This window comes from Corynebacterium aurimucosum (assembly GCF_030408555.1).
Lineage (GTDB): Bacteria > Actinomycetota > Actinomycetes > Mycobacteriales > Mycobacteriaceae > Corynebacterium > Corynebacterium aurimucosum.
The window spans coordinates 2264766-2280020 of record NZ_CP047048.1 but is presented as its reverse complement, the minus strand read 5'-3'; the positions used below and the strand labels follow the sequence as shown (position 1 = coordinate 2280020).

The 15255-nt window shown below is 60.1% G+C and carries 15 protein-coding genes; 9 read left to right on the top strand and 6 right to left on the bottom strand.

Going from position 1 to position 15255, the window contains the following annotated elements:
* Window positions 1–21 precede the first annotated feature (21 nt).
* Window positions 22–1074 carry a phosphoribosylformylglycinamidine cyclo-ligase gene (gene purM / locus CAURIM_RS10835; RefSeq protein WP_010188991.1) on the top strand — a complete coding sequence of 351 codons (1053 nt, stop codon included), beginning with the start codon at window positions 22–24 and terminating at the stop codon, window positions 1072–1074.
* Between the two features lie 118 nt (window positions 1075–1192).
* Here the strand turns inward: purM and CAURIM_RS10830 are convergent, their stop codons facing one another.
* Both CAURIM_RS10830 and ygfZ read right to left on the bottom strand, forming a co-directional pair.
* Window positions 1193–1420 (bottom strand): DUF3073 domain-containing protein, encoded by a 228-nt coding sequence (locus CAURIM_RS10830; protein WP_201829151.1) that lies wholly within the window; start codon window positions 1418–1420, stop codon window positions 1193–1195.
* 188 nt (window positions 1421–1608) lie between these two features.
* Complete coding sequence (ygfZ, locus tag CAURIM_RS10825) at window positions 1609–2670, bottom strand: CAF17-like 4Fe-4S cluster assembly/insertion protein YgfZ (RefSeq protein ID WP_070645645.1); 1062 nt, start codon at window positions 2668–2670, stop codon at window positions 1609–1611.
* A gap of 30 nt (window positions 2671–2700) precedes the next feature.
* Between ygfZ and CAURIM_RS10820 the strand changes: the two genes are divergently transcribed.
* A complete protein-coding gene (locus tag CAURIM_RS10820; protein ID WP_070443885.1) occupies window positions 2701–3588 on the top strand; it encodes an aminodeoxychorismate lyase in 888 nt (295 codons plus the stop codon).
* 53 nt (window positions 3589–3641) lie between these two features.
* Here the strand turns inward: CAURIM_RS10820 and CAURIM_RS10815 are convergent, their stop codons facing one another.
* Complete coding sequence (locus CAURIM_RS10815) at window positions 3642–4316, bottom strand: heme-binding beta-barrel domain-containing protein (RefSeq protein ID WP_070645650.1); 675 nt, start codon at window positions 4314–4316, stop codon at window positions 3642–3644.
* 63 nt (window positions 4317–4379) lie between these two features.
* Between CAURIM_RS10815 and CAURIM_RS10810 the strand changes: the two genes are divergently transcribed.
* Complete coding sequence (locus CAURIM_RS10810; protein ID WP_144657285.1) at window positions 4380–5420, top strand: diacylglycerol/lipid kinase family protein; 1041 nt, start codon at window positions 4380–4382, stop codon at window positions 5418–5420.
* On the opposite strand, the gene CAURIM_RS10805 is transcribed toward CAURIM_RS10810, so the two are convergent.
* The gene (locus CAURIM_RS10805; RefSeq protein WP_070443876.1) at window positions 5417–6253 is read right to left on the bottom strand and encodes an LmeA family phospholipid-binding protein; all 837 of its coding nucleotides are present in this window, start codon (window positions 6251–6253) and stop codon (window positions 5417–5419) included. The genes CAURIM_RS10810 and CAURIM_RS10805 overlap by 4 nt on opposite strands.
* 33 nt (window positions 6254–6286) lie before the next feature.
* Between CAURIM_RS10805 and mshD the strand changes: the two genes are divergently transcribed.
* The 5 genes from mshD to pstB all read left to right on the top strand — a co-directional run bounded on the left by mshD (window position 6287) and on the right by pstB (window position 11405).
* Entirely contained in the window at window positions 6287–7201 is a 915-nt protein-coding gene (gene mshD / locus CAURIM_RS10800) for a mycothiol synthase (RefSeq protein ID WP_070710531.1), read from the top strand.
* A gap of 174 nt (window positions 7202–7375) precedes the next feature.
* On the top strand, window positions 7376–8485 hold the full coding sequence (gene pstS, locus CAURIM_RS10795; protein WP_070710532.1) for a phosphate ABC transporter substrate-binding protein PstS: 1110 nt from the start codon (window positions 7376–7378) through the stop codon (window positions 8483–8485).
* A 123-nt stretch (window positions 8486–8608) separates the two neighbouring features.
* Window positions 8609–9655, top strand: a complete 1047-nt coding sequence (gene pstC / locus CAURIM_RS10790) for a phosphate ABC transporter permease subunit PstC (RefSeq protein WP_070443867.1) — start codon at window positions 8609–8611, stop codon at window positions 9653–9655.
* A 13-nt stretch (window positions 9656–9668) separates the two neighbouring features.
* Entirely contained in the window at window positions 9669–10580 is a 912-nt protein-coding gene (pstA, locus tag CAURIM_RS10785; protein ID WP_201829153.1) for a phosphate ABC transporter permease PstA, read from the top strand.
* 51 nt (window positions 10581–10631) lie between these two features.
* Entirely contained in the window at window positions 10632–11405 is a 774-nt protein-coding gene (pstB, locus tag CAURIM_RS10780) for a phosphate ABC transporter ATP-binding protein PstB (RefSeq protein WP_201829155.1), read from the top strand.
* 143 nt (window positions 11406–11548) lie between these two features.
* On the opposite strand, the gene phoU is transcribed toward pstB, so the two are convergent.
* Both phoU and dusB read right to left on the bottom strand, forming a co-directional pair.
* Window positions 11549–12277 (bottom strand): phosphate signaling complex protein PhoU, encoded by a 729-nt coding sequence (gene phoU, locus CAURIM_RS10775; RefSeq protein ID WP_070443858.1) that lies wholly within the window; start codon window positions 12275–12277, stop codon window positions 11549–11551.
* A gap of 64 nt (window positions 12278–12341) precedes the next feature.
* Window positions 12342–13487: a tRNA dihydrouridine synthase DusB gene (gene dusB, locus CAURIM_RS10770; RefSeq protein WP_070443854.1), complete on the bottom strand. Its 1146-nt coding sequence runs from the start codon at window positions 13485–13487 to the stop codon at window positions 12342–12344.
* A gap of 176 nt (window positions 13488–13663) precedes the next feature.
* Here dusB and scpC point away from each other — a divergent pair, with 176 nt between their 5' ends.
* Entirely contained in the window at window positions 13664–15166 is a 1503-nt protein-coding gene (gene scpC, locus CAURIM_RS10765; RefSeq protein ID WP_201829157.1) for a succinyl-CoA:acetate CoA-transferase ScpC, read from the top strand.
* The last annotated feature ends 89 nt before the right edge of the window (window positions 15167–15255 follow it).

Sequence of the window (15255 nt, the reverse complement as noted above, 5' to 3'; positions counted from 1 at the left end):
GGAATAAGGACTAAGTCATTCATGAGCGAGAACACGTATGCTGCCGCCGGCGTCAACATTGAGGAAGGCGACCGCGCAGTAGAGCTAATTACCCCCCACGCCAAACGTGCCACCCGCCCCGAGGTGATGGGTGGGCTCGGCGGATTCGCCGGCCTGTTCAAACTGGGGGACTACAAGGAGCCGGTCCTCGCAGCTGGCTCTGATGGCGTGGGTACCAAGCTGGCCGTGGCCCAGGCCATGGATAAGCACGACACCATCGGCATCGACCTCGTCGCCATGTGCGTGGATGATCTCGTCGTGTGCGGAGCCGAGCCGCTTTTCCTGCAGGACTACATCGCGGTGGGCGAGGTTGTTCCGGAAAAGGTAGCGGAGATTGTGAAGGGCATTGCTGAGGGCTGCGTCCAGGCTGGTGCTGCCCTCCTCGGCGGTGAGACCGCGGAGCACCCAGGCGTCATGGGCAAGGATGAATACGACGTCTCCGCCACCGCCGTTGGCGTGGTGGAGGCCGATGAGCTCCTCGGCCCAGACAAGGTACGTGACGGCGACGTCCTGATCGCTATGAAGTCCTCTGGTTTGCACTCCAACGGCTACTCCTTGGCGCGCTACGTCCTCCTGGAGCAGGCCGGTTTGCCGCTTGACGGCTATATGGAAGACCTGGGCCGTACTCTCGGTGAGGAACTACTGGAGCCTACCCGTATCTACGCCAAGGACTGCCTGGCCCTGGTCTCTGAGTGCGCGGTGTCCACCTTCTGCCACGTCACCGGCGGTGGCCTCGCTGGCAACCTGGAGCGCGTCATCCCGGAGGGCCTGACCGCTGAGGTGAGCCGCTCGACGTGGACTCCGGGCCAGATCTTCAAGACCATTTCCTCGGTGGGCAAGGTGGCGCTCGAAGAGATGGAGAAGACCTTCAACATGGGCGTCGGCATGATCGCCGTCGTTGCGCCGGAGGATCGCGAGCGCGCACTGGCCATGATGACTGCCCGCCACGTTGAAGCATGGGAGCTGGGCACCGTCCGCGTTGCCGAAGAAGGCGAGCCGCGCGTTCTGATGACGGGCGAGCACCCAGGGTTCTAGGTCCTAGGAAAGGAACCTGGGAAAGGAACAGGGCCGGCAGTTTCCTCCTCTTATTGAGGGGAAGCCTTGCCGGCCCTTCGCTTACGTGCTGTGCACGGTGGGGAAGTGATCCAAGCGCTTAGCGCGCGTCGGAATCATCCTCATCCCACTCGTCCGAGTTCCAGCGATCCGCATAGTCTTCGTAATCCGCGTACTCCGAGTACGGGTCCTCGTCCTCATCGCGGGAGCGCTTGGAGTTCTGTGAGGCGAGTTCACGCTGGAGCGAATCCAGGTCCATCTCGGGCGAATTGTACTTCAGCTGGCGTGCAACTTTGGTCTGCTTTGCCTTTGCGCGTCCGCGTCCCATGTGCATGACCCCCTTGAGGTGTGTAGGGCGGTCCAGGGATTCTTGGCCGCCCCATCGTCTTAGTCAGATATGTGTATGTTCCTGTAAGACACCATAGCCTGTGTGACGAAAAAATTCCGAACTACCCCCCAGCGTCGCGTCGAAAAGGGCTCTAGCCCGCGGAGAAGAGGCGAATGTGTAATTCGCCACTACTTTCCGCGCAGGCGGTCCACAGCGGCGCGCCCGGCCTTGGGGCCCTCATCGGTGGGGATGGACTCTGGTTCAACCGAAGCTGCCACAGAGCCAATGTTCAGATCCCCGTTGTTGAGAGCGCTGCGCTTAATCAGACCAAGTGCGATGGGGCCATAATCGCAGTCCTCCACCACGGTGCCGAGCCGGCCAACGCGCCGCCCCCCGAGCGTAATGTCGGCGCCGCTATCGGGGCGCTCTGGAGCGGACCCGTCGAGGTAAAGCATCACCAGCAAACGGGGAGAGCGGCCGAGGTTCTCTACGCGCGCTACTGTCTCCTGTCCGCGGTAGCAACCTTTTTCTAGATGAACGAATGCGGGCACATCGTCGTTGCGCCGGATCCATTGTGGAACCTCATGGGCGATGGTTTTCTCATCGAGGTCAGCAGCCCGTTCGGGCTCACGTGCGCGCACTCGCTCTGCGGTATATGCCATGAGACCCGCTAAGCTTCCGCCCTGCTTCTCCAGCTCTGTTACGGCAGCATCGAGCCGCTGGCGCGGCACGAGGAAATCCTGGCGTGGACAGCCCGGCCACTGCACAGAACGCTCGACCAAGGCCGCCGAGGGCTGCTGCAGCGACTGCCCCAGAACCGTGATGACCGCCGCGTCTGCTTCCTCCACGGTGACCTGGGACCAGAACACCATGGCGGTAAGGAAATCTCGCAAAGACTCGAACTGTGCTGTGGGCACGTCGAGGTAAAAGGTGTCCCCGTCGAAGGACAGATCCATGTGGTGTAGGACGTGGCCCTGAATGTTGAGGTCAAGAGCGCCTGCGGAAAAGCCGCTGTCTACATCGTCGAGCTTCTGGCTCAGCAGGTTATGCAGGAAGGCACGGGCATCGGGGCCAGACACCGCGATGACGCGGCGATGGGAGCGGTCGATGATGGCGGAACCTGTCTCTACCGCGCGCTGCTCCACAAGGGGGTTTCCATAGTGCCAGGGGACCCCGGAGACATCGACAAGCGTGCTGCCCTGGAACTCAGTAGCTCCGGGCCGGGAAAGAAGTGGCGAAGAGTAACTCACGCCCTCCGATGGTAGGGCATAATCGGGTCTATGAGCCTTCAGCGCAGGAAAGAGCCGGTCATCTACGTTGTGGAACCGTTTGGAGGGTCGGTGCGGCGTCATATGCCGAACCTTCCGTTGGTCTATTGGGATGATGCCGCGGTGACGCGCGGCGACGGGATCTTCGAGTCCCTCCTCGTCCGTAATGGCAAGGCCGCTAATTTTCACCGCCACGCGGAGCGCTTCCGGCATTCCGCCCGCGCGCTCGATCTGCCGGAGCCGCCGATGCACAAGTGGCAAGAAGCCACTGAGCTGGCCATCGCGGACTTCTATGGCCCCGCCGGCGCGGATGGAGAGGAGGGCTCGTCGCTAGAAGCCAAGTGCACGTGGACTTATACCCGGGGCCGCGCCTCCACCGGTGTGCCCACGGCCTGGGTGGTGGTTCAGGAGGTTTCAGACGCGGTTGTGGCACAGCGCGCTACCGGCGTCAAGGTGATGAGCACCCCGCGCCTGTGGCAAGTAGCGGAGGAGCTACCTGCGAAAACGCTGAATTATGCGGCCACAATGGCTACGCTGCGCCTGGCACGCGAGCGTGGGTTTGATGATGTGATCTTTACTGATCCCGATACGGGACTGGTGCTGGAAGGCGCCACCTCTACCGTGGTGGCGGTCAAGGGGGCGAAGCTGCGCACGCCTGCGGGTAAGGGTATTTTGCCCGGCACGACGCAAGCGGCGCTCTTCGAATACGCCTCCGATCAGGGCTATCGCTGCAAGGCGAAGGAGCTTGACCTGCGCTACCTCGAGGAAGCCGACTCGGTGTGGCTTGTGTCTTCAGTGCGCACGGCGGTGCGCGTGACGCGCCTCGATGGCAAGAAGCTCAAGGCGCCGGCGAACGCGGAGGAAATACGCGCGCTGATCGACGCCGCCCTGGCGCGCTAGACTCCCTCGTACTGTGAGCTAGCGTTAGCTAGCTCAGCTAGCTCGCCTGCTGATTAGCCTGCCACGCGGGTGAGCTCGGCGGACATGAAGGGGCGCATTTCGCCGTCGACAAGCCGCTCATCTACCCAGCCCAGGTTGTTGTTCGGCATGAGGCCATACATACGCTTGCCGGGGCCGAGGTTGGTAGGCCCAGTTTCCGTGACCATGGTGGACGCAGATTCCAGCTGCCAGGCGCGCTCGTTGAACAGCGAGCCGTAGAAGATCTCGTTGATGCCATTGGAGGAGGTGTAGGTCATCTCAATCTCGTCCTTGAGGGAGATGCGCCAGAATCCGGACTCGCGGACATCTGGGCCCACCGGTTTGCCCTCGGAATCGATCTTCCAGGTGCGGGAGGTGTAGGTCAGGTAGTTCTCACCGTCGTGGGCGATGATGAGCTGCTGGCCAAAGGCGTACTGTTCGCCGTCGGTGCTGTGAGCCTGGCCTTCGCCCTGCCAGACACCGACGAGGGGGAGAAGTCCCAGGAGGCCATCGTGCAGTGACGGGCCTTGGCGTAGGTTCGCCGTCTCATCCGGCAGGGGATTATCAGCCACATCAACGGTAGGAATGTTGCGGGAGGCAGCATCCTTCCACGCTTCAGCAGCTTGGTTAACGGCCGCGTTGCCGTCGATCTTGGTGTTCTCCGGGTGGGTATTTTCCGTCTGGTTTTCATTATTAGTCTGTTCGCTCATGCTGCCCCAGCGTAGTCGTGGTGGCATCACGGTAACCACTAGGCTCCAGTAGTCTTGGGAGTCATGCGCGTTTTGCTGATCTCAAACCCGAACTCCACGAGTCAGAATTCGGCCCTTTTCCGTGAGGTTCTGCCCGTTATTCGGGACGTGGAGGGGCTGCAGCTGCTGGCCCGCTTCACGCACTACCCGGGGCACGCGAAGGATATGGTGCGCGGCATGACGCGGGAAGACTTCGATGTCATCTTGGTCTTCGGCGGCGATGGCACGGTGAATGAGGTTGTAAACGGGCTGCTGGGTCCTGCAGATTCCACAGAGCGCCCCAGCCCCCAGGAGATTCCAGCACTCGCAGTGATCCCCACTGGTTCCGCCAATGTCTTCGTTCGCGCCCTTGGTTTCCCTAATACCCCGGTCGAGGCAGCGCACGTGTTGGCTCGGATGCTGGAGCGCAATACGCGTCGCACCGTCTCCTTAGGTGTGTGGAATGACAGATGGTTCGCGGTCAATGCCGGTTTCGGGTTAGACGCCGACGTGCTGGCTCGCGTGGACCGTGCTCGGGAGTTGGGCTTTGCAGCTACCCCGTTGCGCTATTTGGCCGTGGCCTTTCAGGCTTATCAGCGCGCCCGCATCCGCCCACCGCGCATTAGCGTGCGTGCGCGCTCGAGTTCGGGAGAAACCTTCGCGGCTGATGACGTACCCGTCATGTTCACCTCCAACACCAACCCGTGGACTTTCCTCGGCCCACTGCCCGTGGTGACCAATCCGCGCAACTCCTTCGACCAAGGACTTGGCCTATTCGGGGTGTCAGACCTTGGCGGTATTGATGGTCTCGTCGGTGTGCTCCACCTCTTCGGCGTGGATCACCGCCACTGGCTGAATAAAGTTACGGATGCCCGTACGCTGCACTTCGAGGATGCCGTCGAGGTGGATCTGGTGTGCCCGAAACCACACCGTTTTCAGGCGGATGGGGAGTCGGAAGGCACTTTCACAGAAGTGCACCTGGAATCGGAAGCGGACGCATTGGAGGTATTCGCTCCCATCGACCCGACCCCGCCCACGCACCGCAGCATCCGCAGGATCCTGCGGGACCTCATTCGAATCAACTAGTTCTGGCGCCAGCTCGGCGGAGTCGTTGGTGCGCTACCCACTTGGTTGGCCGTGTCTTGTGCCTTCTGCGCTGCATCCTCGACGGCCTTTTCTTCTGAGCCGTCGATCTCCAGCGGTGAGAGCTGCGCGGTCTTCAACGTGATGTTGCGGCGCTGCACCTCGAAGGTGATGGAGCCGCCGTGCAGTTTTACGGATGTGGCCTGTGAAGGCAGGGGGAGCTGGCGGGTATCCAAGACCAAACCGAAAGCCTTCTTGAGGCGTTCATCATCGGTTCCGTAGACGCTCATACGAAATTCCGGGCCCACGAGGCGCAGCGTTACCGTCGCGGTGGACTTGGTGTTGTCTCCTGGTAGCGTGCCGGTGAGCTCAGCTTGGGCCGAGGGGCCGCCGGTGGGAGACATGTCATCGGGATTGGCAATGGACAGATCGGTAATGCCCAGCATGCGGCCTAAGGCCACACCGTCGAGGTTGATGCTGCGCGTGTAAGTCGACACCGGTGAGCCTTCTAGCTCGCCGCTGAAGAGTTGTTCGGGGCGGATCGTGATGTCGCGCAGAGTAGTCGAGGCATTGACCATCCCGAGCTTGGGAACCTCCACGTCAGAAGATTTAACCTCCAAGTAGGGGATCTCCTTGGTGAGCGCGCCCAGGGTGAAGGGGACGCCGCCGATATACACGTTCGGTGTGTTTTCCAGCTGGGAGCTGGCCTTCGCCTGCTGGGCCACGGTGTGTTCCGCATGCATCGCCACTGCTGAATCCGCCAGCCATGCGGTCAGGACCACTCCCGCGACGGCGGCAAGACGTACGAGGTTGCGGCTGAGGTAGATGACGGTCACCCCTCTATTACTACCGCACGTAGGGTGGGAAGCATGAATATAGAGACTAATACTGTGCCGCAGAATCTAGATCTCGCGCAGCGCGTGGAGGAACTTGCTGCAGCGGCCGAAACACACGATGGTGTTGCGCCTTTCTCAGAACAGTTTCTTATCGGGCTGCGGGATGACCGCCTGGGCCACCGCCATCTGCTCTCTATCGAGGGCGACGAGGTGCTCGGTGTGGCTGCCCTCGACGGGCAGACAGTGGAGCTCTTTGTCGGTGTGGAACACCGTGGGCGAGGGGTAGGGCAGGCGCTTGTCGACGCCCTCCCGGCATCCCCCCAGATCTGGGCGCATGGCAACCTCCCGGCCGCCCAGGCGCTGGCGAAACGTAATGAGATGGATGTCGTGAGGCGCCTGCTCGTCATGGCTATTGAGGGCCAGGACCTACGCGCAGCGGAGGAAGCGTCCGCAGCGGTCGACGGCCTAGAGATTCACACGTACACCGAGTCGGTGGAGCGCTTCGGACGTGAACATGTCGAGGCGGAATGGGTTCGCACCAACAACGAGTCTTTTTCCTGGCATCCGGAGCAAGGGGGCTGGGACCTGGAGCGTCTGCATCGCGGGATGGAAGCCGAATGGTTTGATCCCGCCGACGTGCTATTCCTGTGGGATTCGCACGGTGGTGCGCACAGTGCCCCAGCAATGGCCGGTTTCCACTGGCTGAAATGGCATGCCGAGGGCACCCCAGCCTTTGGTGAGGTCTATGTTGTGGGGCTGGGTGAGGACTACCGCGGGCGTGGGCTCGGTGGGCCACTGCTCACTGCGGGGCTGCAGCGCATGGTGGAAAAAGGCGCGGACAAGGTCATTTTATATGTCGAGGCGGACAACGATCCTGCAGTAAAGGCCTATGAGCGTTTGGGTTTCACCATTGCAGAGGAACACTGCGTCTGGGCGAAAAGTGACTAGCCTCACCGCCTTGTGGTACAAGTTCACCGATTGTTCATCTCTTGATCCCTGTGGGGTTAACCCACCAGATATAGCTTTACTTCCCGTGAGTTAATCGTGCCCGCCTTAAGAGGACGGCGGAGGGCGATTTACTCGGACAATCATTCTCTTGTATCCGTACCGGAAAGGTTTCCCGTGATCCGCAACTTCAAGCGCACTGCCGCTATCTTCGGCATCGTCGCCGCCACCTCCACCGCTCTCGTCGCTTGCTCCGAGTCCAACGACTCCGGCTCCGCTGAAGGCGGCTCCGAGGGCTCTGACGTCTCCGGCGAGCTCGTCGGTGACGGCGCGTCCTCCCAGCAGAATGCAATGTCTTACTTCCAGACCGCATTCTCTGAGGATCATCCGAACGCTTCCCTGTCCTACAACGCTTCCGGCTCCGGCGCTGGCGTTGAGGCCTTCACCAACGGCCAGGCCGACTTCGCTGGTTCCGACTCCGCTCTGAAGGAAGACGAAGGCGAGGTTGAGGCTGCTGCTGAGCGCTGTGGCGGCAACGAGGCATGGCACCTGCCGACCACCATCGGTCCGGTAGCTATCGCTTACAACCTCGAGGGTACCGAGATCAACCTCTCCACCGAGACCCTGGCCAAGATCTTCAAGGGTGACATCACCAAGTGGAACGACGAGGCAATCGCCGCTGACAACGAAGGCACCGACCTGCCGGACGAGGACATCACCGTCATCTTCCGCTCTGATGAGTCCGGTACCTCCGCCAACTTCCAGAAGTTCCTGAAGGCCGCTACCGGCGACTGGGACACCGAGGGCAAGCAGTTCCCGGATGCAGTTGGTGAGGGCGCCAACGGCTCCGCTGGTGTTGCTGACCAGGTTGCCAACATCAAGGGTGCTATCACCTACGTTGAGTCCGGTTTCGCTGACCAGAAGGAAGCAGACGGCGTTCAGAAGGCAAAGATCGACTTCGGCCACGGCCCGGTTGAGCTGAACACCGAGTCCGTCAACGTTGCTCTGGAGAACCTGGAGTTCAAGGAGACCGAGTCCGAGCACAACATGGTTGTTGACTCCGACGCTCTGTTCGCGTCTGACGACGAGGGCGCATACCCGCTCATCCTGACCACCTACAACATTGTTTGCTCCGCTGGTTACGATGAGGAGACCTCCGCTCTGGTTAAGGCCTTCTTCACCACCGTCCTGGATCACCAAGATGACCAGCTTGCTTCTCAGGGCTTCATCCCGGTTGAGGGTGCACACCTGGACAAGCTGAAGGCTGCTGTTGACGCTCTGCAGTAAGCGCTAGAGCTCAACAAAGCTAAATACTCTTCGCCCCCACTGCCGCACTCGAATCGCGCTTTGGGGGCGCAGGTATGTAACGACAAACTCCATTCTTAACGCTGAAAAGGATTAGAACGTCTCATGGCAGACAATAATCTCACCACGGCGCCCGAGCAGACGGAGCTTTCCGTCTCCGCTGCTGAGCGGCCTTCTACCGGCGGATCCGAAGAACTTACCAAGGCTAACTCCAGCAGCGGAGTTAAGCGCCCGGGTGACCGAGTCTTCGAATTCCTTTCTTCTGCTTCGGCCACGTTGATCACCGTCATGATTGCTGCCATTGCGGGCTTCTTGCTGTGGCGTGCCGTGCCAGCCCTGGGCGTCAACGACGGTGGCATCATGGGGTTCTTCACCTACGGTGGCCGTTGGGAGACTGGCGATACTTCCGCGATGAAGTTCGGTATCCCGACCATGTTCGGCACTACGGTTCTTATCTCCGTCTTCGCCCTGCTGCTGGCTATGCCGGTTGCACTGGCGATTGCCATCTTCCTGTCTAACTACGCGCCGGCACGTCTGGTCAAGCCGCTGGGCTTCCTCGTGGACATGCTCGCTGCAGTCCCGTCCATTGTTTATGGTCTGTGGGGCTGGCAGGTCCTCGGTCCAGCTCTCTCCGGTTTCTACTCGTGGCTGGAGTCCTGGGCTGGTGGGTTCTTCCTTTTCACCGTCTTTGATAACTCGCCGTCGTTTGCTACCGGCCGTAACCTCTTCACCGGTGGCATCGTGCTGGCCGTGATGATTCTTCCGATTATCGCCGCTACGGCACGTGAGGTCTTCGTCCAAACTCCTCCTGGTCAGATTGAGTCTGCCTTGGCGCTGGGCGCAACCCGCTGGGAAGTTATCCGGATGACGGTGCTCCCCTTCGGTATGTCCGGTTACATCGCCGGCTCCATGCTCGGTCTTGGACGTGCACTGGGTGAGACCATGGCTCTGTACATGGTTGTCTCCCCGCTCGTGGACTTCCGCTTCTCGCTCTTCGACGGCGGTACGACCTTCGCCATGGCCATCGCCTTGGCATCCGCAGAGTTCGGTAATGAGATGCGCGCAGGTGCCTACATCGCCGCCGGCCTCATGCTGTTCTTGCTGACCTTCGTGGTCAACGCCATTGCCCGCACCATCGTGAAGAAGAAGTAGGGAGGAGGACACAATGACTACTACTACAAACGCCAAGCCTGCCTCCGCAGGCGCTACCTTCCTTGATATTTCGGCTTCCCGAAAGGCCACCAACACCATTGCCACCGTCGTGGTATGGGTGGCCATGATTATCGCCATGATCCCTCTGGTTTGGGTTCTGTGGGAACTCTTTGCCCGCGGCAGCGGCATCATCTTCAGCGCCGATTGGTGGACCACGTCCCAGCGCGGTGTCATGAACAGCGTTGCGGGCGGCGGTGCTGCTCACGCCATCGTTGGTACCTTCGTCCAAACCGTCCTAGCCTCCATCATCTCCATCCCGATCGGTATCTTTACCGCTATCTACTTGGTGGAGTATTCCAAGGGCGGCTGGCTCGCCCGTACCACCACCTTCATGGTGGACATCCTGTCCGGTGTGCCGTCCATCGTTGCCGCGCTGTTTATCTTCGCTATGTGGATCACGCTCTTCGGCTTTGGCCGCTCCGGCTTCGCCGTGGCGCTTTCCTTGGTGCTGCTGATGATTCCGATCGTGGTTCGCAACACCGAAGAGATGCTCCGTGTTGTCCCGATGGACCTGCGTGAGGCCTCCTATGCACTGGGCGTTCCGAAGTGGAAGACCATTGCTCGCATCGTCCTGCCGACCGCCCTGTCCGGCATCGTTACCGGTATCATGCTCGCGGTTGCGCGTGTGATGGGTGAGTCTTCTCCGGTGCTGGTCCTTGTTGGTTCCTCCTCCATCATCAACTGGGACGCGTTCAAGGGCTCGCAGTCCTCGCTACCGCTGATGATGCTGGATATGTACAAGGCCGGCGCACAACCGGCTGTCCTGGATAAGCTCTGGGGTGCAGCGCTGACGCTGGTTATCCTTATCACTGTCCTTAACATCGCGGCCCGTGTCATCTCCGCGAAGTTCTCGGTCAAGAAATAGATCGCCGTAACACTCGATTCCGCCATACATTCTTAAGAGGAGAAACTCCTAATGTCTAAGCTTGAGCTCAATGACGTGAACATTTACTACGGCGACTTCCACGCCGTGCAGAACGTCAACATGCAAATTCCGGCGAAGGCCGTGACCGCCTTTATCGGCCCTTCCGGCTGCGGTAAGTCCACCGTTCTGCGCACCTTGAACCGTATGCACGAGGTCATCCCCGGCGCCTATGTCAAGGGCGAGGTCCTCTTGGACGGCCAAGATATTTACGGCGCCAAGGTTGACCCGGTATCCGTTCGCAACACCATCGGCATGGTTTTCCAGAAGGCTAACCCGTTCCCCACGATGTCTATCGAGGACAACGTTGTTGCCGGCCTGAAGCTCTCCGGCGAGAAGAACAAGAAGAAACTGAAGGAAGTTGCCGAAAAGTCTCTGCGCGGCGCCAACCTCTGGGATGAGGTTAAGGACCGCCTGGATAAGCCGGGCGGCGGCCTGTCCGGTGGACAGCAGCAGCGTCTGTGCATCGCCCGTGCGATTGCCGTGGAACCGGAGGTCGTCCTCATGGACGAGCCGTGCTCGGCACTTGACCCGATTTCTACCCTGGCTGTTGAGGACCTCATCCACGAGCTGAAGGAAAACTTCACCATCGTTATCGTCACCCACAACATGCAGCAGGCAGCCCGTGTGTCCGATAAGACCGGTTTCTTCTCTCTAGAAGCCACCGGAAAGCCGGGCCACCTCGTCGAGTTTGATGACACCACCAAGATCTTCGAGAACCCCTCCAAGAAGGACACCGAGGATTACATCTCCGGCCGCTTTGGCTAAACACCGATAGCGCCATAGTGCCGAAAGCCGGCGCCCTCTCTCGACTGTTTAAGGTCTAGGAGTGGGCACCGGCTTTTGTGTTTTCAGGATGAGCTAGGTGTTACTAGCGGTGGATCGGCAGCTATTTCGAGCATGAGCCTCATCTAGTGATGGAACTGGCGCTCCAGCTCTGCCATGCGGGCCTCTAGCTCGGCTTCGCGTTGCTCCTGATCACGCTTGCGCATATAGCGGTCCGGGTCCAGGCCCGTTGCAAGATAAATAATGCGACCGGCAGCGGCGGCACAATGATCGGCGAAACGCTCGTAGTAACGCGATAGCTGCGAGGTTTCCACGGCCTGGCGCACTGTTCCTTTCCATTCCCGCTGGGTCAGCATGCGCAGCAGGTGATGGTTGATGTCATCGACGGCATCATCATCTTCGGTCAACCGAAGGGCTAGCTCCGGATCGCGGGTGATGAGGATGTCCTTGAGCCCCGCGGACATATCGAGAACGAGGCGCGCATATTCCTCGAAGTAGCCCATGATGTCTGCTGGTACCACTGGCTCGGGGTGGCGGCGGCGGGCACTCGTTGCAATGTGCTGGGACAGGCGGCCCATGCGATAAAAGTCTTCAACAATATAGATGGAAGAGATGACCTGGCGGAGATCCTTGGCCATCGGATTTTCCAAGGCTAGCAGGGAGACCGCGCGGTCTTCGCACCGCGAGCGCACCTCATCCAGTTCATCGCGCAGTGACACAGCCTCCTCAGCCGGTTGCAGGGAGGCCTTGATTAACGCCTGGGAGGCGAGGGCCATCAGCTTATGGACGGTCGTGCTCATGATGATGAGATCATGAGAAAAATTATCCAACTGTTCACGGTAAGCAGCGCGCATGCCACGTACTTTAGCTGAACTATTGGTCTAGTGCCTGTCGAACAACAAGTTTGAATAATCGCGGTTAGCCGCCGGAGTGCATAATCTCCGCGCCTTCCGGCACAGTGGCATCCTCCGGATCATCGAGCCAACCCTCGGGAAGGACTACCTTGGCGGGTGAGCCCTGGCGGCCGCGGGCACCATCGGCGTCGTCGGCAAGCGCAGGCGAGTCGGCCCACGGCGCCAGCAGTTCGCGCAGATCCTCCAAGGAATTGACGCGAGAAAGGCCCGCACGTACCTGGCCGCCCACGGGAAAACCACGCAGGTACCAGCCAATGTGCTTGCGAATATCGCGGCTGGCTTGAGCCTCGCCCTCATGCTGGGCTAGAAGCTCTGCGTGGCGGAGCATGATGCGCGTGACTTCGCCTAGCGTGGGCTCTTCCGGTACTGGTTCACCCCGCAGGTGGGCGGAGAGTTCCGCAAAAAGCCACGGGCGGCCCAAACAGCCGCGGCCCACCACGACGCCGTCACATCCAGTTTGCTCCATCATGTCGTGCGCATCGGTTGCCTTGAAGATATCGCCGTTGCCCAAGACTGGGATGCCTGTGTCTGCCAAGTGCTCCTTCAAGCGGGCGATTTCGCCCCAGTCGGCGTGACCGGAGTAGCGCTGGGCGGCAGTGCGCCCGTGCAAAGCAACTGCTGCGGCTCCTTCCGCCACAGCGATACGCCCGGCATCGAGGTGTGTCTTGTGCTCTTCATCAATGCCGACGCGCATCTTCACCGTGACTGGAATATCCGTGCCCTCAGTCGCCTTGACTGCGGCGGAGACGATGTTGCCAAACAGGCGGCGCTTATAAGGAAGGGCAGAACCCCCGCCGCGGCGCGTGACCTTGGGGACCGGGCAGCCAAAGTTCATATCGATGTGGTCCGCCAAGTTCTCATCCACGATCATCTTGGCAGCCTTGTAGGTGTACTCCGGATCGACGGTGTACAGCTGCAGCGAGCGGGGCTGTTCTTGGGGAGCGAAGGTGGTCATGTGCAGGGTCTTGGGGTTGCGCTCGACCAAGGCGCGAGCGGTGACCATTTCGCACACGTAGAGCCCGGAGACAGTCCCGGTCTTTTCAATCTCTTGCTCACGGCACAGCACGCGAAAAGCCACGTTGGTCACGCCAGCCATGGGGGCGAGGACAACGGGGGAGTTGAGCTGGATTTTTCCGATTGCAAGAGTCACGCCGCCAATTGTGCGCGGAAAGAGCCTGGGGTGGCAAATTCTGATGAGGAAAGTGAGGTGTGCACACGGTTTGGGGCAGAGTGCGGTAAATTCGCCACTGATTCGCTAGTGTGGTGCATGTAACTAATAGGAAAGGACCGTAACGTAGGTCGTTTCTGCACATAAAAGGAGGACTAATGTCTGAGAGAATTGCATACGCGCCGTTTGAGAAGCTCGTGATGAGCGCTGACGAGGCCGCACAGTTCGTCAACCACGGTGATCGTGTGGGAATCTCCGGCTTTACCGGTGCTGGCTACCCCAAGGCCCTGCCGACCGCTATCGCGGAAAAGGCAAAGGCGGCCCACGAGGCGGGGGAGGAATTCAAGATCGACGTCTTCTCCGGTGCCTCTACCGCCCCGGACTGCGATGGCGTCCTGGCTGAGGCAAACGCCATTCGCTTCCGCTCCCCATACAACTCTGATCCGGCATTGCGCGGCCGCTTCAACGATGGCTCCGCCCTCTACCAGGATGTTCACCTCTCACACTCTGGCCAGCAGGTGGAGGAAGGTTTCTACGGTGACTTCCAGGTAGCCATTATTGAGGCCGTGCGTATCGATGAGAAGGGAAATATCGTTCCCTCCTCCGCAGTAGGTAACAACCTCGAGTACATCGAGGCCGCCGACAAGATCATCATTGAGATCAATGAGTGGCAGTCCCTCAACCTCGAGGGCATGCACGATATCTACCGCATTGAGAAGCTGCCGAACCGTCAGCCGATCCCGATTACCAAGCCGGCTGACCGCGTTGGTACCACCTACATTGAGATCCCGGAAGAGAAGGTCGTGGCTGTAGTCAAGACCAACGCCCCGGACCGCAATGCTCCGTTCAAGGCTCCGGATGAGGTCTCTGAGAAGATCGCTGCGAACTTCATTGAGTTCCTCGAGGGCGAGGTTGCTGCCGGACGCCTGGAGTATGACAAGTTCATCATGCAGTCCGGTGTGGGCAACGTCCCGAACGCAGTGATGGCCGGCCTGCTGGATTCCAAGTTCGAAAACATTCAGGCCTACACCGAGGTTATCCAGGACGGCATGCTGGATCTTATCGACGCCGGCAAGATGACCGTCGCCTCTGCTACCTCCTTCGCCCTGTCCCCGGAGTATGCGGACAAGATGAACGCTGAGGCTGAGCGCTACGCCAAGCACATCATCCTGCGCCCACAGCAGGTGTCCAACCACCCGGAGGTTATCCGCCGCGTTGGCCTGATCTCCTCCAACGGCATGATTGAGGGCGACATCTACGGCAATATCAACTCCACCAACGTCTCCGGCTCCCGCATCATGAACGGTACCGGCGGCTCGGGTGACTTCACCCGTAACGCCTACATCTCCACCTTCGTGTCCCCGTCGGTGGCAAAGGGCGGCGCTATTTCCGCCATCGTGCCTTTCGTGTCTCACACCGACCACACTGAGCACGACACCATGGTCATCATCACCGAGTATGGTGTTGCGGACCTGCGTGGCCTGGCTCCGAAGGAGCGCGTGGAGAAGGTTATCGCCGTGGCGCACCCGGACTACCGTCCGCTGCTGGAGGAGTACTTCGAGCGTGCCAAGGCGAATAAGTTCCAGCACACCCCGCACGATCTGAAGACCGCTTTTGACTTCCAGGTGAACTTCATGGAGAAGGATGACATGCGCGGCTAATTGCGTATCTCTGCTAGGTAGTGGCCCTTTCCGCTGGAGGTGAGGGCCATTTCGTTTTCTTTAGTGCGACCTACTAAGATGGTTGGGCG